The sequence below is a fragment of the Bradyrhizobium sp. USDA 10063 genome (assembly GCF_054063735.1).
Genome location: NZ_JBSSGP010000002.1, coordinates 8898948 through 8922426, shown reverse-complemented (window position 1 = coordinate 8922426; position 23479 = coordinate 8898948). Strand labels below are relative to the sequence as shown.

The following is a 23479-nucleotide window of genomic DNA, read 5'->3' as shown; positions in this document are numbered from 1 at the left end:
GCTAGTCAAGCCTGCTTGCTAGGCACAACGTGGCGAAGATGTGCGCGTGGCGCGAACGGGGCTTAGCTGGAAATTCCGAGCGCTCTATCGACGATCACGTCGATCAGCGAGAGTTGCGCGGCGCTCGGCGGTCCGCGGCGCCCTTGGAATGCGAAATCAATCACGGCTCGCAATGCGCTGATGATGTCCTCACGCTGCACTGCACGCGGCTGCGGCGACAGCTTCGCAAGCCATTGCGCGAGGACTTCGTTCTGCAACCGTTCGGCGGACAGTTCGGCCGCCTTGATGCTCGACCGCAATTTCTCGGTCCGCTCGCTTGGCGCCGGCGCTGGCCCCGATTTCAAGGTCGTGCGGAGCGCACGCAGCGGAAGCACGATCCGCTCGCGCCAGTCGCGGCACGCGCCGTCCATCCCTGCAATATCTGTTCGCGTCAATACGATCCCACGGCGGACGGCAGCGAATGTCGCCATCAACAACATCATGACGTCGACGCCGCATTCGTTCTGCAATCGAAGGCAGGCATCGGCGATGCCGGGCTCGGCATAAAGCTCCAGCGCAAACGCCCAGCTTTCTGCATCGATCGCCTGGCTTGCGCCGGCCGTGGCGTCCTGCTCCCCGCCTGGCGCGTCGCCGCTCAACGCGATTCCTTCGTGTCGACAGGCGCAAGCCCCTGCCAACGACTGACCGTATCGGTCGAGATATCAAAGAGGTCGAGGATGCGGCCGAGCGTATGGTCGACCATCTGCTCGAGGTTTTCCGGGCGTGCGTAGAATGCAGGCACCGGCGGGTAGACGATGGCACCGATTTCGGTCGCAGCCACCATCGATTTGAGATGCCCGAGATGCAGCGGCGCCTCGCGCACCATCAGCACGAGCCGGCGACGCTCTTTCAAGACCACGTCCGCCGCGCGGGTCAGCAGCGACGACGTCACACCGCTGGCGATCTCAGCGAGGCTCCGCATCGAGCACGGTGCGATCACCATTCCGAGCGTCTTGAACGAGCCGCTCGAGATCGAGGCGCCGATATTGTCGACCTGGTGAACGACGTCCGCCAGGGCCATCACGTCCGAGACCTTGACGTCGAGCTCCTGGGTCAGCGCGATCTTTGCCGAACGGCTCATCACCAGATGAGTCTCGATCGGCGCCGACTTCAACAGCCGCAGCAGCCGGACGCCATAGATGGCGCCGGACGCTCCGGTGATGCCGACGATCAGACGCCTCGGCTCGCCCTCAGGCCGGATCGAAATAGTGAATCTCCATCAGAAGGCAGCCGGTCACCGACTTGAACGGTCCATGATAGGCGCCCGGTGGGCGGCAGGCATAGGTATTCGGCTTGAACGACTCGCCGCCGTTGCCCTGCTCGTCATTGCCGACGATCAGGTCGCCCGAAAACAGGAAGACCTCTTCCCAATATTCGTGCACGAACGGCTTGGTCGTGTAAACGCCCGGCTCGAACCGAAGCAGCCGGGTGCGGCTGCCGCGCTTGTTCGCCTCATCCAGGGCGCCCGAGAGGATCTTCTGCTGGATGCCGGCCGGATAGCCCGCGGGCGTCTCCCACCCGCTGGACATATCGATGGCGCGAAACTCGTCGTGAAGCTTGTTGATTGCCATTTTCGACTTTCCTGAAGTTTAGGCGACGGCCCGAGACGATGAAGCCGGTTTTTGGTCGTTGGTCAATTCGTCCGCCAGATCGTAGCTCGACAGCATCTTGTCGAGCAACGCCGCCGACTTCTGCCAGTCATAGGTGCGGAACGCGTGCCCCTTGGTGACGAAGGTCGCACCGGCATAGAACATCTCATATTGCGCATGCCGCGAGGCGAATTCCGATCCGACCGCATCCCAGGCAAGCTTGTAGAACTTCACCTTGTCCACCGCACCCGCCGCCGGCGACTGTTGGGTCTTGCCGATCAGCTTCGCCAGATCCGGATTGTCGAAATCCTTTACCGAGGACGGCAGCATGATCATGCCGCCGCCGGCAAGTTCGCGCAGCGCGTTGATGATCTTGGCGTAGAGCTGCTGCGTCATGGTCTGTGCCCCGTAGAGCATCTGCCGGTCCGGCACGAAATAGGCGCCGCGCTGCTGGCCCTTGGTCTCCATCGCGACCATGAACGCTTCCACCATGCTGACTTCGGCCGCGAGCTGGCCGAGCGTCTCCTTCACCTGCGGGAAGCCGATGATGCCATTGGTTTCCGCGATGCGGTGCGCGATCCCGGCGAGGAAGCGCAACTTGATCGAGAGCCGGATCATGGCCTGGTAGTTCTGGTAGACGTGCGCCGGCGTGACATGGAACTGCTTCTGGCACATCGCGATATCGTCGACGATGAACACCCTGTTCCAGGGCACCTTGACGTCGTCGAAATACAGAATCGCATCGTTCTCATCGAAGCGGCTCGCCAGCGGGCTATCGAACACCGCCCCCGCCGCAGCTTCGTAGGATTTACGCGAGAGGATCTTCAACCCCTTGGTGTTCATCGGGATCGCAAACGAGATCGCGTATTTTTCGTCGCCCGGCTGCAACGGCTGGATGCAGGTGACGAACACCTCATTGGCCATGATCCCGCCGGTCGCCAGCATCTTGGCGCCACGCACTGTGATGCCGTCGGCGTCGCGCGACACGATACCCGCGGACAGGTATGGATCGGCCTGCGCGGCGGCGCTCTTCGAGCGGTCCGCCTGCGGATTGATGATGACGTAGGTCAGGTAGAGATCGTTGTCGCGCGCGTAGCGGTAATAGTCCGCAAGCGCCTTGGCGCGCTCCTTGTCATAGGCCTCGAAGACCTCGAGCCCCATATACATGCCCGCGATGCAGGAGGCGACATGGTCCGGCGCCCGGCCCATGAAGCCGGCATGCAGCTCGGTCCAGGCTTCCAAGCCGCGCCGGCGCCTGACCAGCGCATCGTAGCTGCCCGGCAACTCCCAGATCCGATTGGCGCGCGTGCCGGTATCCGTCTCGAATGTCATCAGATCGCGATTTTCCGGCGCACTCTGGAAGTCGAACATCCGGCCGACCGAGGCCACCGCGCCGCGGAACGCCGGATGCGTGGTGACATCGGTCACCAGCTCGCCGTCGAGATAAACTTCGCGTCCGTCGCGTAGGCTTGCAATGTGCTGGGCGCCAGTCTTGATCATGAAGGCCTCGAGATTCCCTGGATGGATTTAGTAGTGCATTGGAAGCGGCCACTCCGGGCTGCTTTCGGTTCCGGCAAGGCTGCGATAGGCCCCGCCGAAGAATATGAGCGGTTCTTTGGGAGGATGGGCGGAAAACCGCACGACCCTCCCGACGAAGATCACGTGGTCACCTCCGTCATACTGCGCATAGGGAACGCATTCAAAATGCGCCAACGCGCCGGCAAGCAGCGGCGCGGACATATGGCCAATCGTGTGCTCCACGGCGGTCCACTTGTCGCCAAGAGCGCGGGCGAATTGGTTCGACAGATGTTCTTGATCGTGACCCAGGATATTCACGGCATAGCCTTTGGCCTCCGTCATCGCGACGAGGCTGAATGCCTTGCGGTCGATCGAGAACAGGATCAGCGGCGGATCGATCGAGACGGAATTGAACGAGCTCATGGTCAGCCCGATCGCGCTTCCGTCCGCGGCCTGCGCCGTGATCACGGCAACCCCGGTGGCAAATTGCCCCAACGCCCGGCGGAAGGCACGCGCATCGAGATCTGTGGTTGCGGTCATCAGGGGTCACAAGCTCGTAATTAGCTTTATAACAAAGCTATATTATCGAGGCAAAAAGACCGCTGTCAAGCAAGCCGATGCCGATCTTTGCGGCGGGCTGTTGCTCGTTTCAGTTCACGCCGGACGACTTTTGCCGCCGCCCGGCTCTCGCGCGCGAAGCCAGGCATCCCGGGTCGGCGCGCGCCCCGCGCCCTCTCGCTTCGCAACTAAGCTATTGCCCAAACATATTCGATGCGGCAGGATTTGCGATAGCTGTTTTGCGAGAGACCCATCAAATGAAACTCGATGTCAGGCGCCTGCTTTGTTTCACCGATCACAAGGAAGTCGAGGCTGGTCGGCGTCACGCCGAGCCGCTGCGCCGCGTTGCTGCGGTTGCGATCATTCAGAATCCCTATGCCGGTCGCTACGTCGAGGACCTGTCCGAAGGCACGGCTGCCAGCGCAGAGATCGGAGCAGTGCTGGCCAAGCTCGCGATTGAAGCCCTCGGGCCGCACAAGGCTGAAAGCTATGGCAAGGGCGGCGTTGTCGGCCTCGGCGGCGAACTCGAGCACGCCAACGCCTTGCTGACGACGACCTTCGCGACGCCGCTGCGGGAGGCCGTAGGCGGCGGCAAGGCCTGGATTCCCTCCTTCACGAAGCTCGCGGCGCCGGGGTGCCTGATCGACGTTCCGCTGGCCCACAAGGATGCCCTTTACGTCCGCTCACATTACGACGGCGTCTCGGTGACGCTGCCGCCGGACGCGCCGGCTGCCGATGAAATTGCGCTGATCGTCTGCCTCGCCAATCGCGGCCGCCTCAACGCGCGCGTTGGAGGTCTCTCCGCCGACGCCATCGTCGGCGAGGACGGCCTGCACTGATTCCAGCTACACGGACAACGCCATGCGCACCGCGATCGTCAACATCGCCACCATCGTGACGGGCGATCTCGCCCAACCTTTCGCCAAGGGCGACGGCATCCTGATCAACGATGGCGTGATCGCCGAGATCGGGACGCTTTCCGCTGACGCGGTTGCAGCTTGCGATGTCGTGATCGACGCCGCGGGAACGACGGCGGTGCCCGGCCTGATCGACAGCCACGTGCACATCACCTTCGGCGACTACACCCCGCGCCAGCGCGTCGTCGGCTATCTCGAAAGCTATCTGCACGGCGGCACGACGACGGCGATCACCGCATCGGAAGTGCATGTGCCGGGCCGGCCGAAGGATGCGGCCGGCGTCAAGGCGTTGGCGCTCGCGGCGCGGGCTTGCTTCCTGGACTATCGCCCCGGCGGCGTGCGGGTTCACGCCGGCTCGGTCATTCTCGAGCCCGGCCTCACCGAAGGTGACCTCGAGGAACTCTTGGGCGCCGGCGTCTGGCTCGCCAAGGCAGGATTCGGCGCCTTCGCGACGCCCTTCGACTATGCACCGTTGATGCTGGCGGCGCGGCGACTGGGCATGGTGACCACCATGCATACCGGCGGCTCGTCAATCCCCGGCTCGTCCGGCATCTGGGCCGAGCATGTGCTGGCGTCCAATCCGACCGTATCCTTTCACGTCAATGGCGGTCCGGTGGCGATGCCGGAGGCGGGCTTTGCCCGTCTGGTCAATGAGAGCGCCATTGCCTTGCAGCTTTGCACCGCGGGCAATCTGCGCACCGCGCTGCTGACGGCCAAACTGCTCGACGAAGCGGGGCAGCCGGAGCGGCTGTTGATCGCCACCGATACGCCGACCGGGAGCGGCATCATGCCGCTCGGCATGTTCTACACGATCAGCCACCTCGCGAGCCTTGGCGGCATGCCCCCGGAGCAGGCGATTGCCGCGGCGACCGGCAACAACGCGCGCGTCTATCGGCTGAACACCGGCCTGCTGCAGCCCGGCAAGGAAGCCGACGTGCTGCTCATCGACGCCTGCGCCGGCGGCTCGCAGGATGACGCCCTGTCAGCATTGCGCAATGGCGACGTCCCGGCGGTGTCGGCCGTGTTGACGGCAGGCGTTCCGCGCTTTGTCGGTCGCAGCCGCAACACGCCGGCCGGCATCCGCAACGTCCGCGTCGCGGAAAACCGCCTGCCCCGCGACTTCTCAGGCGCCGCGCATTAGATGCATAATCCGATCAGACTGAATCTTCACCTCTCCCGCTTGCGGGAGAGGTCGGCGCGTAGCGCCGGGTGAGGGCTCTCTCCACTCGGGGAGTCCCAATGCGGAGACACCCTCACCCCAGCCCTCTCCCGCAAGCGGGAGAGGGAGCGCACCTTCGCCGGGTCTGCCTTTCAATCTGATAGCCGATTGCTCTAGTTCTTGAAATCCGGCAATCGGTACTTGCTCGCCAATCTGTCGGCGAGGCCGGAGGCGCGATCCCAGTCATAGGTGCGATAGCTGTGGCCGCGGGTGACGAACTGCGCACCGGCGTAGAACATCTCGTATTGCAGATGGCGTGAGGCGAATTCCGAGCCGACCGCATCCCAGGTCATTTTCAGCATCTTGACCCGCTGCTCGCCGCTCATCGCCGGCGAGATCTGGGTGAGCGAAATGATGTCGGCCAGTTCCGGATTGGCGAAATCCCGCACCGATGACGGCAGCATCAACAGCGCCCCGCCGGCCAGTTCACGGATCGTGCTGATGATCTGCGGATACATCTCCTGCGACTGGACTTGCGCTGCATAAAGCAGATGCTTGTTGGGCAGAAAATATTCGCCGCGCATGGCGCCCGCCGGCTTCCATGCCGAACACCATGCCCTCGATCAGCGCCGCCTGCGACGCCAGCTTGCCGAGCGTGTCGACCACCGGCGGGAAATTGATGGTGCCGATCGTCTGCGCGATGCCGCGCGCCAGGCCGACCAGGAACCGCAGCTTGACCGAAAGCCGGATCTGCGCCTGATAGTTCTGATAGATGTGGGCCGGCGTATCGTGCAGTTGCGCCCGGCACATGTCGGTGTTGCGCAGCAGGAAAACGCGCTCCCACGGCACCTTGACGTCGTCGAAAAACACCAGGGCGTCGTTCTCGTCGTAGCGATAGGCCAGCGGATTGTCGTATTCGCTGACCGCGTGCGCCTCGAACGACTTTCGCGACAGCATTTTCAATCCTTTGGCGCCCATCGGCAGCGCGCAGGAGAAGGCCAGATGCTCCTCACCCGGCCGGAGCGGCTGGCCGGAGCCGACAAACAGCTCATTGGCCATGATCGCGCTGGTGGCAAACAGCTTGGCGCCGCGAATGGTGATGCCGGAGGCATCCTCGTCGACGATGCGTGCCACCATGTCCTCGGCGCCCTTGCCCTGGCTGCCAAATGCCTTGGAGCGGTCGCCCTGCACGTTGTTGATGACATAGGTGAGAAACAGATCGTTCTTGCTGGCGTAGTCGTACCAGTCCCGAAACGCCTGGGCGCGCTTCACATCATAGTTCTCGAAGACCTCGATCCCCATCATCATGCCGGACATCGAAGACGCCACGTGATCGGGCGACCGGCCGAGGTAGCCGCACGACAATTCGGCCCACTCCACCAGCGCCTTTCGACGCTCGACCAGATCTGCGTGGCTCCTGGGGAGTTGCCAGGCGCGGTTGATGCGCCGGCCGCCGCCGACGTCAAAGGTCATGCGCTCCAGATTGTCGGAATGCGCCTGGTAGTCATACAGCACACCGGCCGACTCGACGGCATGACGATAGGCAGGATGCGTCGAGACATCGGCGACACGCTCGCCGTCGAGAAAGACCGCCCTGCCGTCGCGCACGCTTGCGATGTGCTCGGCGCCGTTCTTGACCAAACCGCCCGCAGCCGCCCCGGATGATGCCTCGCCCATCGCGATCCCCAAAAAAGAACACCGAACAGATGGCGCTTCCCGCCAGCCCGGCGTAGGATTAGATAGCTAATATCCGAAGCTATTATGAACCGAATGTCAAGGCGGCAATAAACGCTGTGCCCATTCGGACACAAGCATTGCAATTGCTATTAGGAGCGTTCAATCTCGCGACGAACCCAATCAATGAGATGATCCCTTGGCTAAAACAGCGCGCGCCATCACCACCAAACCCGGCGCCGGACGCACCGCCCATCGCGCTGCGCTCACGACCTCCCGCCCCGAGCTGCTCGTAGACGGCTCCGACCAGCAGTTTCGCCGACTGGTGCACAGCCTGTTCGGATTCCTGGTCCGGCATCAAACCCTGCGCGACGGCCATGCCGCCGTCATCGGTCTTCCCGGAATTGAATACACGACGCTAATCGCGATCCGGCATCTGGCCTTGCAGGGCGACGTGCACGTCAAGACCGTCGCCGATCACCTCCATCTCAGCGGCGCCTTCGTGACCACCGTGACCAACAAGCTGGAAAGCAAGGGCTTGATCGAAAAGGCGGCCCATCAGGGCGATCGCCGGCGGCTCTCGCTCAGCGTCACGCCGCGGGGCGCCGAATTGCTCGAACGGCTGGCGCCGACGCAAATGCAGGTCAACGACGTGGAATTCGGCTGCCTGAGCGCGCGGGAGTTCGAGCTGTTGCTCGACCTGGTACAGCGCCTGGTCGAGTCGAGCGACCGCGCTATCGCGCTGCAGCGCTACCTGGCTGAAACCAACGTCCAGCCTATCCCTGCGCCGTCGCGCAAGTCCGCCTCGAAGCCGCCGCGGAAGACCGGCAAGGCGCGACAGGTTGCCGCAAACTTCACCGCGGTGCCGAAAAAATAGCTTCTAAAGAGAACTAATCTGCAAAGCTCTCAAATTATCGTTTGTCAAAAAGCCAGATCTGTTGGAACATTGGCGACGCCGCGGGGCCGCTGGCACGCCGCGTGCATTGCATGCCTCCGAGATCGGCTGCGGTCAAAGGCAGCCATGGTTAACAGCAACGGAAAGAACTCGATGTTGAAGGTCAAACCGAACCCGTCGCGGCTGCTAGGCACCCTCGCCGCTCTCGCCGTGGTCTCGCTGGGCGCAGGCAGCGCGCTGGCGCAAGCTCAGGAGATCGCGCTCGGTGCGATCGTGCCGAGCAGTGGTCCGTTCGCCGAATGGGGCCGCAGCAACAGCGTCACGCTGAAGATGCTGGAGAAGCAGACCAATGATGCCGGCGGTATCAACGGCGCCAAGCTGAAGATCACCATTCTCGACGACGGCGCCAAGCCGGCGCAGGCGGCAAGCTCGCTGCGCAAGCTGGCGGGCGACGAAAAGGTCCTCGCGGTCGCAGGCCCGCTGACCAGCAGCGCCGCCGAAGTGACGTTCCCGGTCGCCAACGAGATGAAGGTGGTCGCAACCTCGCAGGCCTCCTCGAAGCCGGGAGTGGCCAAGCTGAACCGGCCGTGGGCGTTCCGCAACACGATCGACGAAGGCGTGCTTGCCAAGACGACGGTGCCCTATTTCAAGAAGGCGTTCAGCATCAAGACCGTCGGCATCATCTTCGATGCCAAGGACGCCACCGCGGCCACGGTCGGCAAGGCGATCATGCCCGCCGTGCTGAAGGCGAACGAGATCACCATCGTCAACGAATCCGATCCGCTGTCGTTCAACACCGGCGATCTCGACGTCAGTGCCCAGGTCACCAAGCTGAAATCGCTGAACCCGGACGGTGTGGTCGTCAGCGCGGACTATAGCCAGGCTATCACGGTGCTGCGCGAGATGAAGCGCCAGGGCCTGATCAAGCCGGTGGTCGGCGCCACCCAACTGATCTCGTCTGCGATCCTCAAGGCCGCGCCGGAAATCCCGATCGTCGCGCCGGCGACCTTCTTCGCCACCATGAAAGGCGAAGCGGCCGAGAAGTTTGTCGCCAATCTGCAGCCGCTCCTGCGCAAGGAGAGCGGTCTGCCGGCCGAGATCGAACCGAGCATGTATGACGCCAACATCTACGAGATCGTCAGCATGTACATCGATGCGATCAAGAAATCCGGCGTGACCGGCAAGCCTGCGGATGTCGAGGCCGACCGCGCCAAGATCCGCGACCATCTCGCCAAGCTGGAAGGCTTCCAGGGTCTCGGCGGCCCGATCGGCTTCAATGACGACGGCGACGCGATCAAGGCGTTCTACGTGCTGCAGGGGCAGAACGGCGCCTGGGACACCAAGGTCCGGGGCTGCAGTTCCGCACCCAACCACGCCGGTTGCTGATCGACGCAGATGTCATTCGGTGGCCGGGTTCGCCCGGCCACTCTCCTCAACGCGCATCAAATTGACTGACTGAAAACTCCATGCTGTGGCAGCAACTCGTGAACGGCCTCACGCTAGGAGCGATCTACACGCTGCTGGCGCTGTCGTTCTCCATCGTGATGGGAATTCTCGGCATTCTCAATCTGGCGATCGCCGAACTCTTCATGATCGGCGGCTATTTCGGATTCACGCTGATCGCCGCGAACTTTCCCCTTCCGGTCGCCGTGCTCGGCGGCATGGCGGGCGCTGCCGTCGCCGCCATGCTGATCGAGAAGATCGGGTATCAGCCGCTGCGCGGCACCCCTGTCGTCACCCCGATGCTGAGCACGCTCGGTTTCTCGATCATCCTGCAGAACGTCGCGACCAACTTCTGGGGCTCCGACCCGCTGCAACTGCCTGACGAATATCTGGGGCGGCAGTACACGCTCGGCCCGGTCAACATCGGCCAGATGCAGTTGATCGTGGTGGGCGCCACCATCATGCTGGTGATGGTGGTCGCCTACACCGTGCAGCGAACGACCATTGGCCGGGCGCTGCGGGCGGTCGCCGAGAACCGCGAAGTGTCGCGCCTGCTCGGCGTTTCGGCGGACCGGCTGACCTTGTTTGCCTTCGCGCTCTCGGGCGCGCTTGCCGGCGTTGCCGGCGTCCTGATCGCGCTGCATTACGGCGCCATCACGCCATATCTTGGCGTCGAAATCGGGTTGAAGGCGGTCGCTGTGATGGTGATCGGGGGCACCACCAACATCTGGGGCGCGCTGCTCGCAGGTCCCCTGATCGGCGTCGTCGAGGTGCTGACGGTGGCCTATGGCGGCTCGCAGGTCCGCGACTTCGTCGTCTACGGCTTCATGATTCTGATCCTCTTGCTGCGCCCGCAGGGCCTGCTCGGCGGCGCGCGTTCCGACCAGGGCCAGCGCGTGTGATGTCGACCTATTACGCCAGCCTGTTCGCTGAAGCCGGCATCCTGCTGCTCGGTGCGCTCAGCGTCTACATCATTCTCGCCACCGGCCAATTGTCGCTCGGCAATGCCGCCTTCATGGCGATCGGCGCCTATCTGAGTTCTTACCTCACGGTCGAAGTCGGCATGCCGGTCACGCCGGCGTTGATCGTCTCGGCGATCGCGGCCGGCATCATCGGCGTGATCGTGGGCTTCCCGGCGCTTCGGCTGAAGGGCATCTATCTTGCGATGGCCACGCTCGGCTTCGGCGAGATGATCCGCAGCTTCTTCATCAACTTCCCGGCGATGGGCGGCTCCGGCGGCTTTCACGGCATGGCGCACATTTCGGTCGGGTATATCTGGGCGTGGTCCGGCAGCATCCTTGTCGTCCTGATCCTCGTCGAGCGCTCGCGCGTATGGCTCGAGATGCAGGCCGTACACGACGACGAAACCGCGGCGGGACTGGTCGGACTAAACAGCGTCGCAATCAAGGTGAGTGCATTCGGGATCGGCGCGGCTGTTGCCGCGATCTCGGGAGGGCTGTTTGCGCATCATCACGTCTATATCGAACCCGCCAATTTCGGCTTTGAGCGCTCGATCGACTTCGTGCTCGCGACCATCCTTGGTGGCTCCACGCTCGGGCTAGGCTCCCTGATCGGCGCGATATTGCTGGTCTTCCTGCCCGAATTCCTGCGGCCGATCGCGGACTGGCGCCTCGCCGCCTTCGGCACGCTGCTGATCCTGGTGCTCCTGGTGCGTCGCCAGGGCATCGTCGACCGCACGCTGCTGCGTGGGCTTACGTTCAGGAAGGCGGCATCATGAGCGCGCCGCTCCTTCAACTTGCCGAGGTCACGAAAAGCTTCGGCGGCATCCACGCGCTTTCCGCTGTGACCAGCGGCGTGCCTGAGGGCAAGATCGTCGGTATCATCGGTCCCAACGGGGCCGGCAAGACGACGCTCTTCAACGTCATCACCGGTGCCTATCGCGCCGATGCTGGAACCGTCCGCCTGAACGGCACGGCGCTGAACGGCCTGCCTCCGCACAGGATCGCGCGCGAGGGCATTGCGCGAACTTTCCAGAACATCCGCCTCTTCCCCAGCATGACGGTCTGGGAGCATCTGCTTGTGGCGCAGCCGCACGGCGAGTCCTGGTGGCGCCGATTGCTGCCGGTGGGCTGGGGTGATCCAGCCGCCCAGGTGCGCGCCGAGGAGGTGATGGAGTTCTTCGGCTTGACCGGCCTGCGTGACCGCCCCGCCAAATCGCTGCCCTATGGATTGCAGCGCCGGGTGGAGATGGCGCGCGCTCTCACCGCGCGGCCGAAACTATTGCTGCTCGATGAGCCCGTGGCCGGCATGAACCATGACGAAGCGGAAGAAGTCCGGCAACTGATGCTGAAGCTTCGCGCAACCGGATTGACGATCCTTCTCATCGAGCACGACATGAACTTCGTGATGCAACTATGCGATTATCTCTATGTGCTCGATTTCGGCGTGCTGATTGCGGAAGGCACGCCAAGCGAAGTCCGAACGAATCCTCGCGTCCTCGACGCCTATCTCGGTAAGGACGAATGATACTCTCGGCACGGGGGCTCAAGGTTCGATATGGCGCCATCGCCGCGGTGCGCGGCGTGGACATCGACGTCGCTGAAGGCGAGATCGTCGCGCTGCTCGGAGCCAATGGCGCGGGCAAGAGCACGATCGCCCGGGCGATCGCCGGCCTGCTGCCCTTCCAGGGCGAGATCGTCTACCAAGGCCAAAAGCTCAGGCCGAACGACGCCGAACGCAACGTTCGCCGCGGCATCGTGCTGGTGCCCGAAGGGCGCGGCATCCTCGGACGCATGACGGTCGAGGAAAACCTGGCGATGGGGATCTACACCCGCGCGGACAAGAGCCAGGCGATCGCGGACCTCAAGCGCATGCAGGAGCGCTTCCCGATCCTGGGGCAGCGGCGACACAACGCCGCCAGCCTGCTCAGCGGCGGCGAGCAGCAGCTGCTGGCGACGGCGCGCGCGCTGCTATCGAAACCCCGGCTGCTGCTCCTGGATGAACCATCGCTCGGCCTTGCCCCCCAAGCCACGGCTTACCTTTTCGGCGTCATTGCCGAGACGCGCGCCGAAGGATTGTCCGTGCTGTTGGTCGAACAAAAGGCGCGTCAAACGTTGAAGGTGGCGGATCGGGCGTACCTGCTTGAGACCGGCCGCATGGTGGCGTCCGGCCCGGCGCAGAAGATGATCGAAGATCCCGCTGTCTCGGACGCCTTTCTGGGAGGACGCGGTTGAGTTCTGTCCAAATGCAGGATGGCGGAATAGCTCAGAAAGATTTCACGGCGATCGGCGGCTCATAGGCTCGGACGGCCGGAGCCGTTCCTGCGAACTTCTCGCAATCGACCACGGTGATTTGTCCGCAGCAGCCTTGAGCCAATCGTGACGTGCCGACGTCGCGCGTCAGCACATTAGGGTTGCCATGGAGGCAAAGGGGATTCAGGGCGTCGCCCGGGGCAGGATCGTACCAGGCGCCAGTCGGCAAGTTGACGACGCCCCGCATCACGTCCTCGGTCACCTGCACCGCTGCGAGGCAGGCGCCACGCACATTGAAGATCCTGATGATGTCGCCGTCGACGATCCCGCGCGGCATCGCGTCGTCCGGATGCATCCGTGCGACTTCCCTGCCCTCGATCTTTCTTGACTGGCTGTACGCACCGAAATCGAGCTGACCGTGAAGTCGCGTCGCCGGCTGATTGGCGACCAGCCACAATGGGGCTGCCGCGTCCGGCTGCTCGGTAGAGGCAAGCCAGGTGGGGTGGCCCGGGCAATCGTCATAGCCGTAGCCGGCAACCGTCTTCGAGAATATCTCGATCCTGCCGCTGGGCGTCGGCAGCGGATTTTCTTCTGGCGTCGTTCGAAAACGGCGCAGGATACCGCCGTCGTCCGGTTCCGACGGAAGCGCCAGTTCGCCGCGTTCCCAGAACTCCTCGAAATCAGGCGCCTCCCAGCCGCGCTCGGCCAGGGCACGCCGCGTCGGCTCATACAGATGGCGCATCCATTGCGCGGCATCGCGTCCTTCGGCAAAGACTTTTGCGGCGCCGAGCCGCTCCGCGAGATCGCGGAGAATTGCGAAGTCGTCGCGCGCTTCACCGATGGGAGGGGCGACCTGGCGCATCGCGATCAATCGCGGATCGGTCGCCGCGGCGCCGATATCGTCGCGCTCCAGCGTCATCGTCGCAGGCAGCACAATGTCAGCGGACCGTGCCATTGCGGTCCAGGCGAGTTCGTGGACCACGAGCGTGTCAGGGCGCGCAAATGCCTGACGCAGACGATGGATGTCCTGATGATGATGGAACGGATTGCCGCCAGCCCAATAGACGAGCTTGATATCGGGATAGTGTAACTCGCTGCCATTGTACGCGAATGATGCGCCCGGATTCAGCAGCATGTCGGAAATCCGCGCCACCGGAATGAATTCGCGAACCGGGTTGGTTCCTTGCGGCATCGTCGGAATCGGCACGGCGTTGACCCGGCGGCCGGTGTGCCCCATCGCACCGAGCGCATAATTGTAGCCGCCGCCGGGCAGACCGATCTGGCCGACCATTGCCGCAAGTGCCGCGGCGGCCCACACCGGCTGCTCGCCATACTGCGCGCGCTGTAACGCATGGGCCACGGCAATGAGGCTGCGGCCATGCACAAGCGAGCGGGCGATGTCCCTGATCCGGTCGGCCGCAATTCCGCTGATCGAGGCCGCCCAATCTGCATGCTTGGGCTGTCCGTCGCCGTCGCCACGCAAGTAACGCTCGAACACGTCGAAGCCCGTCGTGTAGCGATCAACAAAGGCACGGTCGCACAGGTCGTCGAGCAGCAAGGTGTGCGCCATCGCGAGCATCACGGCGACGTCGGTGCCCGGACGAATCGGAATCCACTCGGCTTTGGCCTCGGGCGGGAAATCATCTCGCAATGGGCTGATCGAGATGAACCGCGTGCCACGCTCGACCGCCTCGCGCATGGCGTCGGGCTCGACGTGACGGCTCAGCCCGCCGCTGGCGATCATCGAGTTCTTGATCGCCATGCCGCCGAACGCCAGCACGACATCGGTATGGTTGCGCACCTGATCCCAGGTCACATTGCGCCGCGAAAGCGCTTCGAACGGCCCCATCACATGCGGCAGAATCACCGCCGACGCGCCCGCGCTGTAGCTGTTGACCGAACGCACATAGCCGCCACACACGAGGTTGAGGAAGCGGTGGATCTGGCTCTGCGCGTGATGAAAGCGTCCCGCGCTGGCCCAGCCGTACGAGCCTCCATAGATCGCCTTCGGGCCGAAATTGTCGCGAACGCGCGCGAGTTCGCCGGCGAGCAGATCGAGCGCAGTGTCCCATCCGCATTCGACAAAATCGTCGCCGATTTCGCGCCGCTGCGGGCCTGGCCCATGCTCGAGCCAGTTGCGGCGGATCATCGGCTTCAGGATACGCGCCTTGTGGCGCAGGGCGCCTTTGAAATTGCCGAGGATCGGCGATGGCGCCGGATCGCCGCCGTACGGCAGGATCGAGATATCCTGACCGTCCCAGCGCGCGGAAAATGCTCCCCAATGCGCACTGTGCGTCGCGAAGCCCTGGTCACGATCGGTCGCGTTGGAATTCGTCATCTGCCGTTGCCCGTCTCTAGAACATCGCCCTGCGAGGCTACAGCAACGACGCCTCGATGACGAACGGCCCGCGCTGCCGAAGCGCAGCGTCGAACACTTCTGCGAAACGCTGAACGGTCGTCACGCGTTCCGCCGCTACACCCATGCCGCCGGCAAGCTTGACCCAATCGATCTCGGGATCCTCGATGTCGAGCATCCGGCGGGCATTCTGGCCCGGGCTCGCGACGCCAACCTTGCGCATTTCCCCGTGGAGGATCGCATAGCCGCGATTGGCAAAGATGATGGTCACAATATCGAGTTTCTCGCGCGCTTGCGTCCAGAGCCCCTGAAGCGTGTAGAGGCCGCTGCCGTCAGCCTGAAGCGACACCACCTTGCGCCCCGGACAGGCGATCGCAGCTCCTGCCGCCATCGGCATTCCGATGCCGATAGCGCCACCCGTGATCTGCAGATAATCATGCACGGGCGCATTGTAGGACAGCTCGTAGAATCCGGCGGACGTGATCGCCTCGTCGCACACGATCGCGTTCTCGGGCAGTTTCGCGGCAACCACGCTATTGATCATTTCGGCGGTCAGCGGAGCGTCGGCTTGGAGCGACACCTCGGCTGCTGCCAGATGGCTCGTCTGCAAACCTGCCGCCGACCTGGGGCCGACAGCTTCCGCAAGATGGGCGAGAATTCCCTTCAGATCGTGACCGAGCCCGCCGAGTTCGACCACGCTGCACCCCTCAGGCGCGAGACGACCGGACTGCGTCGGGTAGCCAAAGAATGTGACCGGCTCCTTGGCACCGATCAGCACGATCATGTCGATGCCCGCCAATGCGGCGCGACCCTGCTCCCAGGCAAAGGATATCTTCTCGATCGGTGCCCGACCACGCCCCCGCTCGATGCGCCCGTTGACGCCCTGCGCAAACAGCCGCGCGCCGGTCCTGGCGCAGATCCTCTCGGCATCCGCGAGCGCATCGGCGCGCAAGGCCTGTCCCGACAGGATCAGCGCCGCCTTGCAACCGCTGCGCAGCCGATCGACGACCGCCTTGAATTTGTCCGGATCGACTTCGCGCCTGGGCGGCTGCGAACGCCTGGCGAGCGGAGCCGCGGCGGACCGTTCCGACCAGGCCATGTCCGCCGGCAGGATCAGCGTGGCGATGCCGTTTGCCAGGCTCGCGTCCCAGGCATCAGTGACATCCTGCTCGATCGAGGTGGCACTGCCGATCCGACGCACGAACGCGGACATCGGCCGGGCGAGCGTTTCGATGTCGCTCGTCAGCGGCGCGTCGAGCGGAAGATGCGCGGTCGAATGCTCGCCGACGATGTTGATGATCGGCGTGCCGGCGCGCCTGGCGTTGTGGAGATTGGCGAGCCCGTTCGCCAGACCGGGGCCGAGATGCAGAAGGGTCGCCGCGGGCCGGTCCATCATCCGGCCATAGCCATCGGCAGCTCCGGTGACGACGCCCTCGAACAGGCCAAGCACACATCGCATGTCCCGCCGACGATCGAGCGCGGCGACAAAGTGCATCTCCGACGTCCCCGGATTGGCGAAGCAGGTATCGACGCCAAGCGCGAGCAGCGCGTCGCAGAGATGATCCGCACCAGTTCTCATGTCATTGCGCCCCGTATTTCAGTTTGCTCTCCGCAAGGCTACACTAGTGCCTAAGCGAAACGCACATTGACGGATGGCTCGTGCGGTCGACCGAACAACGAGCGCCCCGGGATGGCCTCAAGCAATTCGCGGGTGTAAGCGTGCTGCGGCGCCCCAAATACCGATTGCGTCTCACCCTGCTCGACGATCTCGCCGCGCCGCATCACGACGATCCTGTCGGCGATCTCCGATGCGACGCGCAGGTCGTGTGTGATGAACAGCATGGCCAGGTTCATTTCCTCGCGCAGCTCGGCCAGCAATTCCAGGATGTGCTGTTGCACCGAGACGTCGAGCGCCGAAACGGCCTCGTCCGCGACCAGCACCAGCGGCTTCAACGCGATGGCGCGCGCGATACAGATGCGCTGGCGTTGCCCGCCGGAGAACTCATGAGGATAGCGTTCATATGCGCTCTCCTTCAGCCCGACTCGTGCCAACAGTCGCTTTGCCTCCGCAATCGCCTCGATCGGCGGCGTTCCATAGGTCATTGGTCCACGCGCGATGGCCTCGCCGACCTTCTGCCGTGGATCGAGAGCCGCAAACGGATCCTGAAAGACGATCTGCACCTTGCGGCGGATCGCGCGCAACTGCACGCCTTTCAATTTGAGAAAGTCCACCCCATCGAAATCGATCGTGCCGGTGTCGGGCTCGATCAGCCGCATGATCATGCGCGCGAGCGTCGATTTGCCCGATCCGGACTCACCGACGACGGCAACCGTCTCGCGTGGTCGCAACGTAAGCGCGACGTCTTGCACGGCCGACACCCGTCGCATCGGCTTGAAAGCGCCCTGACGGGACGTGAACATCTTGTTGAGACCGCGGGCCTCCAACAACGGATCGCTCCCCAGAGCGTGGCTGCGCATCGCGGCGGGCCGACCGCCCGGCACTGCCGCAATGAGTGCCTTGGTGTAGTCATTCTTCGGAGCACGGAGCACCTCATCGACCGTGCCCTGCTCGACAACACACCCGTTGCGCATGACAACGACGCGGTCAGCGATGTCGGCGACAACGCCAAAGTCGTGCGTGATGAACAGGACGCCCATTCCTCGCTCGGTCTGCAACCGCCGGACTAGCCCGAGGATTTGCTTTTGCGTGGTCACGTCGAGCGCGGTCGTCGGCTCGTCGGCGAGCAGGAGTGCCGGCTCATTGGCCATCGCGATCGCGATCATGATGCGTTGGCGCTGACCGCCGGAGAGCTGGAACGGATAGCTGCGCGCGAGCGCCGGCGGGTCAGGCAAGCCGACCGCCGCGATCAGTTCGATGACCCGCGCGTCCACTTCGGAACGGGACAGCTTCGCGCCGGCGTGCGTGTTGATGGCTTCCGCGATCTGCTGACCGACCCGCGTCAGCGGATTGAGCGCGCTGAGCGGCTCCTGGAAGATCATGGATATCGGGCCGCCTCGCAGCGCCCGCATTGCCCCCTCATCCGCCCTTGCAAGGTCCATATCCTTGAACCGGATCGCGCCTGTGGCGACCTCAAGACCTGGCGGCAACAGCCGGAGCACGGCGTGCGCGGTGATCGACTTACCCGAACCGGATTCGCCGACCAGACAAACGATCTCGTTGCGGCGCACGGCAAGCGAGACGTTTTCCACCGCGAACTGCCGGTCCCCGCCCTTCGGCAAAGCAACAGACAGATTTTCGATTGCAAGCAGCGGTTCGTCCGTCATGCACCTCGCGCCTTCCGCGACAGTCTCGGGTTCAGGGTATCGTTCAGTCCTTCGCCAACGAGGTTGATCGCCAGCACGGTGAGGAAGATGGCAATCCCGGGGAACACGCTCATCCACCATGCCTGGCGCATCACCGAACGGGACGCGCCGATCATGAACCCCCAGGACATCAGATTGGGGTCACCGAGCCCCATGAAGCTGAGCGCGCTTTCGATCAGGATCGAGCTGGCGATCATCAGCGAGCCGGTCACGATGATCGGCGACACGGCGTTCGGCAAAATGTGACGCAACACGACCGACACCGGCGGCTGTCCCTGACAGACCGCGGCCTGCACGAATTCCCTGCTCCGCAATCGCAGGAACTCGGCGCGCGTCAGCCGGGCAAGCTGAGGCCAGCTCACCGCGCCGATCGCGAGGATCACGTTGCTCAGTGAAGGCCCGAGGGTCGCCACCAGCAGGATGGCGAGAATGAAGCCAGGAATCGTCTGGAACAATTCGACGAAGCGCATCAGGATTTCATCGACGCGGCCGCCGAAATAGCCGGCAACGGCTCCCACGGTGACGCCGATCGCGAGCGCAGCAAGCGTCGAGGAGACGCCAATGAGGAGCGAGACCCGCGCGCCATAGGCGATGCAGGCGGCGACGTCGCGACCGAGCATATCGGAGCCGAGCCACGTCTCGCCATCGAACGGCGGCTGAAACGGCGCGGCCACCATGTCCCAGGGATCATCAGGAAACAGCGTCGGCGCCACGAGGGCCAGCACGACGACCCCGGTCAGGATGACCAGCCCGATGACGCCGGCCGGATGTCGAAGAAAGGATGCCAGGGTCTTCACGGCTCGCCTCACCTCACGCTCCGTACGGAGATGCGCGGATCGACCATGCGATAGACCGCCTCGGTGAGCAGGTTCAGCCCGATGACGACAATCGACATGACCAGGAAGATGCCCTGCATGACCGGATAGTCGCGCTGCAGCACGGCGTCATAGATCAGCCGCCCCAGGCCGGGCCAGGCGAACACGGTCTCGACAACGACAGCGCCGCCGACCACACCGCCGGCCTGCATTCCGGCAACCGTGATCACGGGCAGGATGGCGTTGCGAAGCAGGTGATGCATCACGATCCGGGACTCGGTCACGCCCTTGGCGCGCGCCGTCTTGATGAAATCCTGCTGTTTGACCTCGATGATCGAGGAACGCATCAGCCTGGCATAGATCGCGAGATAGACAGCGGCGAGCGACAAGGTCGGCAGCACCATGTGCCAGGCGATGTCCGCGATGCGCTGCCACGTCGTCATCTCGACGCCAACCGTCACGTAGCCGAATGGCGGAAGCCAATTGAGCTGCACGGAAAACAGCAGCACGAGCATCAGGCCGAGCCAGAACACCGGCAAGGCATAGAGCAGCAGCGAGACAATGGTGAAGAAAGTGTCGGACCATTTTCCCGCGCGTGTGCCGGCTATGGTCCCGAGCGCCGTGCCGAAGACCAGAGACAGGATGAATGCCGTACCAGTGAGCAGCAAGGTCGCAGGTAGCCGTTCGAGCAGCAGCGACAACACTGTCCGCTGCTGCCGATAGGAATAGCCGAGATCGAGCGTCAGCGTTTTCTTCAGGGAGCTCGCCAGTTGCACCAGGTACGGCTGGTCCAGGCCGTAAGCCGATCGTATCTGGCGGAGCAATGTCTCGTCGGCGGCACCGCTCTGTCCGGCGATCACCTGCGCCGGGTCGCCGGGAGCCGCATGAACGAGAATAAAGTTGAAGGTCGCGATGACCAGGATCACGCCGATGATCTTCACCGCTCCGGTGGCGGCGCCCAGCACGTAGGCCGACAAGCGGCCTGCGTACCTGTTGATGGCGACGACGCTCATTCGAACCGGACCGCGCCGAAGGTTTCGTGAACGCCGATGGCGGTCGTGGTCACATTCTTGAGCTTCTTGTCGGTGAACGTCGGAAAGTCCTGTTCCAACAGCCATACGATCGGCACATCTTCGACCAGGATCTTCTGCACCGCGCTATAGAGCTCCTGCCGCTTCGCATCCGACGTGGCGGTCGCCGCCTCCTCGAACAGGCGATCGGCTTCCGGATTGGAATATCCGGCCGTGTTGGAGAACATGATGCCCTTGCGGATGTTCGACGAAATGTAAGTGCGCGATACGCCGACAGCGGGGTCCCCGAGCTGATAGACGAGATTCGTCGTCATCGAGTATTCCCAGTTGCTGACCTTCTGGATCCAGCCGGCGACGTCGGTACCTTCGAACTGCAGGTCGATACCGACCCGCAGCAGCGATTGTCGTAAGAACTCCGCGACACGACGATAGAGTTCGCCCGATGGCGTGACCAGGAACGGGACGGTGATCCGCTTGCCGTCCGCGCCCGGCTTCAATCCCATCTCGTCGAGAAGCGCCTTGGCCTTGTCCGGCGAATGTTCGTACTGCTTGACGCTCTTCTCGTAGAACCGGGTCTTCGACGAGATCGGACCGGTCGCAACCTTGCCGAGACCGAAGTAGACGCGCTGGAGCAGGGCTTTGCGGTCGATCGCATACATCACCGCCTGACGGAAGCGCTTGTCGTTCATCGGCGCAATGCGGTTGTTCAGCTCTAACCACAGATGCGGCGCGAAATATTCGTATCCCTTCGTGGTCATGTCGAGATGGGGCAGCTTGGCGAGGCGAGCGACGTCGTATTGCTCGATGTCGCTCCACTGCGTCAGCTTGACGGTTCCCTGCTCGAGCGCAACCGAACGCGCCGCCGCGTCGGGAATGACCCGGTAGATGATCTCGTCGATATGAGGTTCACCGGCGCGGTAGTAGCCCTCATGCTTGACAAGGTGAATGTGCGATCCCCGCACCCATTCCTTCAACTTGAACGGACCGCATCCGATTGCCTTTTCATTCGCCGGGTTGGTCTTGAAATCGGTGCCTTCGTAGATGTGCTTCGGCACGATCGGCGCCGTGGTGCAATCGAACGCCCCCAGGAACGGAGAAAACGGCGACTTGAGCTTGAACACAACCGTCAACGGATCGGGCGCTTCCGCGCTTTCGATGCGGGTGAATATCGGCCGGGCCCGCGCGTGGGTTTCGGGCAGCATCTTGGTCATCGAGAAGATGACGTCGTCGGCCGTCAGCGGCTTGCCGTCGTGGAAGGTGATGTTCGGGAAGAACTTGAACGTATAGGTCAGCCCGTCGGGCGAGACGGTCCAGGACTGCGCCAATCCCGGGATCGGCTTCAGGTCGAAATCATAGCGCAGCAAGCTCTCGTAGATCTTGCCGCCGACCGTCAGCGTCGGTTGAAGCTGGCTGATGGCGGTGACCAGCATGGCCGGCTCCGGATGGGTAATGGTGTTGAGCGTGCCGCCGCGCGTCTGCCCCGCGGCACGCTGCAAGCCAAGCGGGATCCCCGCGACGCTGACCACTCCCGCGGCCAGTCCCAACTTGCCGAATTCACGCCTGTTCATTCCCATGACACCCCCCATTCCTGTTCACATGGTTCTTTGGATGAGACGCCCGCAGATGCGGCGCCGATCATTACAGCTTCTTCAGCCCGCACCAGTTGGCGACGAAGAGCGCGATGCTCAGCGTAATCTTGCGGACGCTTTCGAGATCGACGCGCTCATTGAACGCATGCGGCCCGATGCCGTAATGGCCGTAGCACAGCGCCGGAATTCCGTAATCGACTTTGTAGTAGCGCGTATCGGTAACGGCGGTGCCGATCTGCAATTGCATCGGCTCGTTGAAAACCACCTGATGCACCAAGGCGAGCACCTGCTCGGCTTCGCTTCCGGGCTCCAAGACCGATGAATCTGCCTGGAAACCACTCCAGATCAATTCGGCCGGATTGCTCGACAGGAAACTGTCGGTGCTCTGCGCGTCGGCCAGACACGTCTCGATGCCACGCATCGCCTCCTGCGGGCTAGTGCCGGGAAGCAGGCCGAGTCGGCAATCGAACTCGCACCAGGCCGCCGTGGAGCTCGCCCAGTCGCCGCCCTTGATGATGCCGACATTGAACTTGATTGGCGATTTGACGTCCTTGAACCACGGATGATCCACGGCCTGCTCGTTGAGCCGCTTCGTATAGTCCTGAAACGCACGGATCACGTGCATGGCAGACAAAATCGCGCTGGTACCCGTCTCCGAGTAGGCGACATGCGCCGGCGTGCCCCGCACCCGCACGCGGAACCAGATCGCGCCGACCTGCGCGCGCAGGAGCTTGTGCCCGATGGGCTCGGGGATCAGGCACGCTTCGGCGCGATAGCCGCGCATCAACGTCGACAGCGCGCCGTTGCCGGTGCTTTCTTCCTCGGTGACGGTCTGCAGGTGGATACGGCCCTGCGGCGCGTAGCCCGCGGCTCGGATCGCATCGAGCGCGTAAATCATCGCCGAGACGCCAGCCTTCATGTCCTGGGCGCCGCGGCCATGCATCCAGCCGTCGCGCACCACGCCCTCGAACGGCGGAAACTCCCAGAAATCAGCCGGGCCTTCCGGCACCACGTCGATATGGCCCTGCATGATCAGGCTGCGTCCCTTCCCGCCGCCGTCATAGGTCGCCACAACCTGTCTCGATCCGGCAAGATCGATCCCATCCATCGGGGCCGCCTTTGGATGGCTCATCAGATCGACGTCGGCGAGGCTGAAGGGATCGACCTTGTAGCCGCGCTCGGCCAGGCGTTCGGCCATCCAGGCCTGGAGCGGCGCCTCCTGACCACGGAGACTGCGGAATTGCACCAGGCGCGTGAGGAAGGCCACTTGGTCGTCGAAGTTGCGATCGACAGCAGCCCGCAATTCTTCCGCAAGACTGTTGGTCTTGGTGAGCTCAGTTTCCAAGGTCGTCTCCTGTTC

General features: G+C 63.5%; 22 protein-coding genes. 8 read left to right on the top strand and 14 right to left on the bottom strand.

All coding sequences use genetic code 11. The features are described 5' to 3' along the window. Positions 1 to 62 precede the first annotated feature (62 nt). From ACVJGD_RS43590 to ACVJGD_RS43570, 5 genes are read right to left on the bottom strand one after another with little or no spacing between them, the layout of a single operon-like run. The gene (locus tag ACVJGD_RS43590; protein ID WP_456639847.1) at positions 63 to 638 is read right to left on the bottom strand and encodes a TIGR02444 family protein; all 576 of its coding nucleotides are present in this window, start codon (positions 636 to 638) and stop codon (positions 63 to 65) included. Then, entirely contained in the window at positions 635 to 1240 is a 606-nt protein-coding gene (locus ACVJGD_RS43585; protein WP_456640575.1) for a UbiX family flavin prenyltransferase, read from the bottom strand. Before ACVJGD_RS43585 ends, ACVJGD_RS43590 begins: the two co-directional genes overlap by 4 nt. Beyond that, entirely contained in the window at positions 1230 to 1610 is a 381-nt protein-coding gene (locus ACVJGD_RS43580) for a cupin (protein WP_456639846.1), read from the bottom strand. The genes ACVJGD_RS43585 and ACVJGD_RS43580 overlap by 11 nt, the downstream gene beginning before the upstream one ends. Before the next feature lie 18 nt (positions 1611 to 1628). After that, positions 1629 to 3128: a 4-hydroxyphenylacetate 3-hydroxylase family protein gene (locus ACVJGD_RS43575; RefSeq protein ID WP_456639845.1), complete on the bottom strand. Its 1500-nt coding sequence runs from the start codon at positions 3126 to 3128 to the stop codon at positions 1629 to 1631. Between the two features lie 27 nt (positions 3129 to 3155). Beyond that, on the bottom strand, positions 3156 to 3686 hold the full coding sequence (locus tag ACVJGD_RS43570; protein ID WP_456639844.1) for a flavin reductase family protein: 531 nt from the start codon (positions 3684 to 3686) through the stop codon (positions 3156 to 3158). A gap of 275 nt (positions 3687 to 3961) precedes the next feature. Here ACVJGD_RS43570 and ACVJGD_RS43565 point away from each other — a divergent pair, with 275 nt between their 5' ends. Continuing rightward, positions 3962 to 4543 carry an amino acid synthesis family protein gene (locus tag ACVJGD_RS43565; RefSeq protein WP_027578051.1) on the top strand — a complete coding sequence of 194 codons (582 nt, stop codon included), beginning with the start codon at positions 3962 to 3964 and terminating at the stop codon, positions 4541 to 4543. Positions 4544 to 4565: 22 nt separating this feature from the next. Beyond that, on the top strand, positions 4566 to 5762 hold the full coding sequence (locus tag ACVJGD_RS43560; RefSeq protein ID WP_456639843.1) for an amidohydrolase family protein: 1197 nt from the start codon (positions 4566 to 4568) through the stop codon (positions 5760 to 5762). A gap of 191 nt (positions 5763 to 5953) precedes the next feature. Here the strand turns inward: ACVJGD_RS43560 and ACVJGD_RS43555 are convergent, their stop codons facing one another. Further along, positions 5954 to 6364, bottom strand: coding sequence for a 4-hydroxyphenylacetate 3-hydroxylase C-terminal domain-containing protein (locus tag ACVJGD_RS43555; protein ID WP_456639842.1), 411 nt, complete (start codon positions 6362 to 6364; stop codon positions 5954 to 5956). Beyond that, positions 6267 to 7457 carry a 4-hydroxyphenylacetate 3-hydroxylase N-terminal domain-containing protein gene (locus ACVJGD_RS43550; RefSeq protein ID WP_456639841.1) on the bottom strand — a complete coding sequence of 397 codons (1191 nt, stop codon included), beginning with the start codon at positions 7455 to 7457 and terminating at the stop codon, positions 6267 to 6269. Before ACVJGD_RS43550 ends, ACVJGD_RS43555 begins: the two co-directional genes overlap by 98 nt. A gap of 196 nt (positions 7458 to 7653) precedes the next feature. On the opposite strand from ACVJGD_RS43550, the gene ACVJGD_RS43545 reads away from it, so the two are divergent. The 6 genes from ACVJGD_RS43545 to ACVJGD_RS43520 all read left to right on the top strand — a co-directional run bounded on the left by ACVJGD_RS43545 (position 7654) and on the right by ACVJGD_RS43520 (position 12986). Continuing rightward, positions 7654 to 8331: a MarR family winged helix-turn-helix transcriptional regulator gene (locus tag ACVJGD_RS43545; protein ID WP_456639840.1), complete on the top strand. Its 678-nt coding sequence runs from the start codon at positions 7654 to 7656 to the stop codon at positions 8329 to 8331. 171 nt (positions 8332 to 8502) lie between these two features. After that, complete coding sequence (locus ACVJGD_RS43540; protein ID WP_456639839.1) at positions 8503 to 9735, top strand: ABC transporter substrate-binding protein; 1233 nt, start codon at positions 8503 to 8505, stop codon at positions 9733 to 9735. A gap of 80 nt (positions 9736 to 9815) precedes the next feature. After that, on the top strand, positions 9816 to 10694 hold the full coding sequence (locus ACVJGD_RS43535; protein ID WP_456639838.1) for a branched-chain amino acid ABC transporter permease: 879 nt from the start codon (positions 9816 to 9818) through the stop codon (positions 10692 to 10694). Next, on the top strand, positions 10694 to 11530 hold the full coding sequence (locus tag ACVJGD_RS43530) for a branched-chain amino acid ABC transporter permease (protein ID WP_456639837.1): 837 nt from the start codon (positions 10694 to 10696) through the stop codon (positions 11528 to 11530). The genes ACVJGD_RS43535 and ACVJGD_RS43530 overlap by 1 nt, the downstream gene beginning before the upstream one ends. Then, positions 11527 to 12279 carry an ABC transporter ATP-binding protein gene (locus tag ACVJGD_RS43525; protein ID WP_456639836.1) on the top strand — a complete coding sequence of 251 codons (753 nt, stop codon included), beginning with the start codon at positions 11527 to 11529 and terminating at the stop codon, positions 12277 to 12279. The genes ACVJGD_RS43530 and ACVJGD_RS43525 overlap by 4 nt, the downstream gene beginning before the upstream one ends. Beyond that, positions 12276 to 12986 carry an ABC transporter ATP-binding protein gene (locus tag ACVJGD_RS43520; RefSeq protein WP_456639835.1) on the top strand — a complete coding sequence of 237 codons (711 nt, stop codon included), beginning with the start codon at positions 12276 to 12278 and terminating at the stop codon, positions 12984 to 12986. The genes ACVJGD_RS43525 and ACVJGD_RS43520 overlap by 4 nt, the downstream gene beginning before the upstream one ends. 31 nt (positions 12987 to 13017) lie before the next feature. On the opposite strand, the gene ACVJGD_RS43515 is transcribed toward ACVJGD_RS43520, so the two are convergent. The 7 genes from ACVJGD_RS43515 to ACVJGD_RS43485 form a co-directional block, all read right to left on the bottom strand. After that, positions 13018 to 15342: a molybdopterin guanine dinucleotide-containing S/N-oxide reductase gene (locus ACVJGD_RS43515; RefSeq protein WP_456639834.1), complete on the bottom strand. Its 2325-nt coding sequence runs from the start codon at positions 15340 to 15342 to the stop codon at positions 13018 to 13020. 37 nt (positions 15343 to 15379) lie between these two features. Further along, the gene (locus ACVJGD_RS43510; protein ID WP_456639833.1) at positions 15380 to 16939 is read right to left on the bottom strand and encodes an acetolactate synthase large subunit; all 1560 of its coding nucleotides are present in this window, start codon (positions 16937 to 16939) and stop codon (positions 15380 to 15382) included. A 50-nt stretch (positions 16940 to 16989) separates the two neighbouring features. Then, positions 16990 to 18645, bottom strand: a complete 1656-nt coding sequence (locus ACVJGD_RS43505; RefSeq protein WP_456639832.1) for an ABC transporter ATP-binding protein — start codon at positions 18643 to 18645, stop codon at positions 16990 to 16992. Further along, on the bottom strand, positions 18642 to 19481 hold the full coding sequence (locus ACVJGD_RS43500; protein ID WP_456639831.1) for an ABC transporter permease: 840 nt from the start codon (positions 19479 to 19481) through the stop codon (positions 18642 to 18644). Before ACVJGD_RS43500 ends, ACVJGD_RS43505 begins: the two co-directional genes overlap by 4 nt. A gap of 8 nt (positions 19482 to 19489) precedes the next feature. After that, positions 19490 to 20512, bottom strand: a complete 1023-nt coding sequence (locus ACVJGD_RS43495; protein ID WP_456639830.1) for an ABC transporter permease — start codon at positions 20510 to 20512, stop codon at positions 19490 to 19492. Then, complete coding sequence (locus ACVJGD_RS43490; protein WP_456640574.1) at positions 20509 to 22098, bottom strand: ABC transporter substrate-binding protein; 1590 nt, start codon at positions 22096 to 22098, stop codon at positions 20509 to 20511. Before ACVJGD_RS43490 ends, ACVJGD_RS43495 begins: the two co-directional genes overlap by 4 nt. A gap of 70 nt (positions 22099 to 22168) precedes the next feature. Then, a complete protein-coding gene (locus tag ACVJGD_RS43485) occupies positions 22169 to 23464 on the bottom strand; it encodes an ArgE/DapE family deacylase (protein ID WP_456639829.1) in 1296 nt (431 codons plus the stop codon). Between the last annotated feature and the right edge of the window lie 15 nt (positions 23465 to 23479).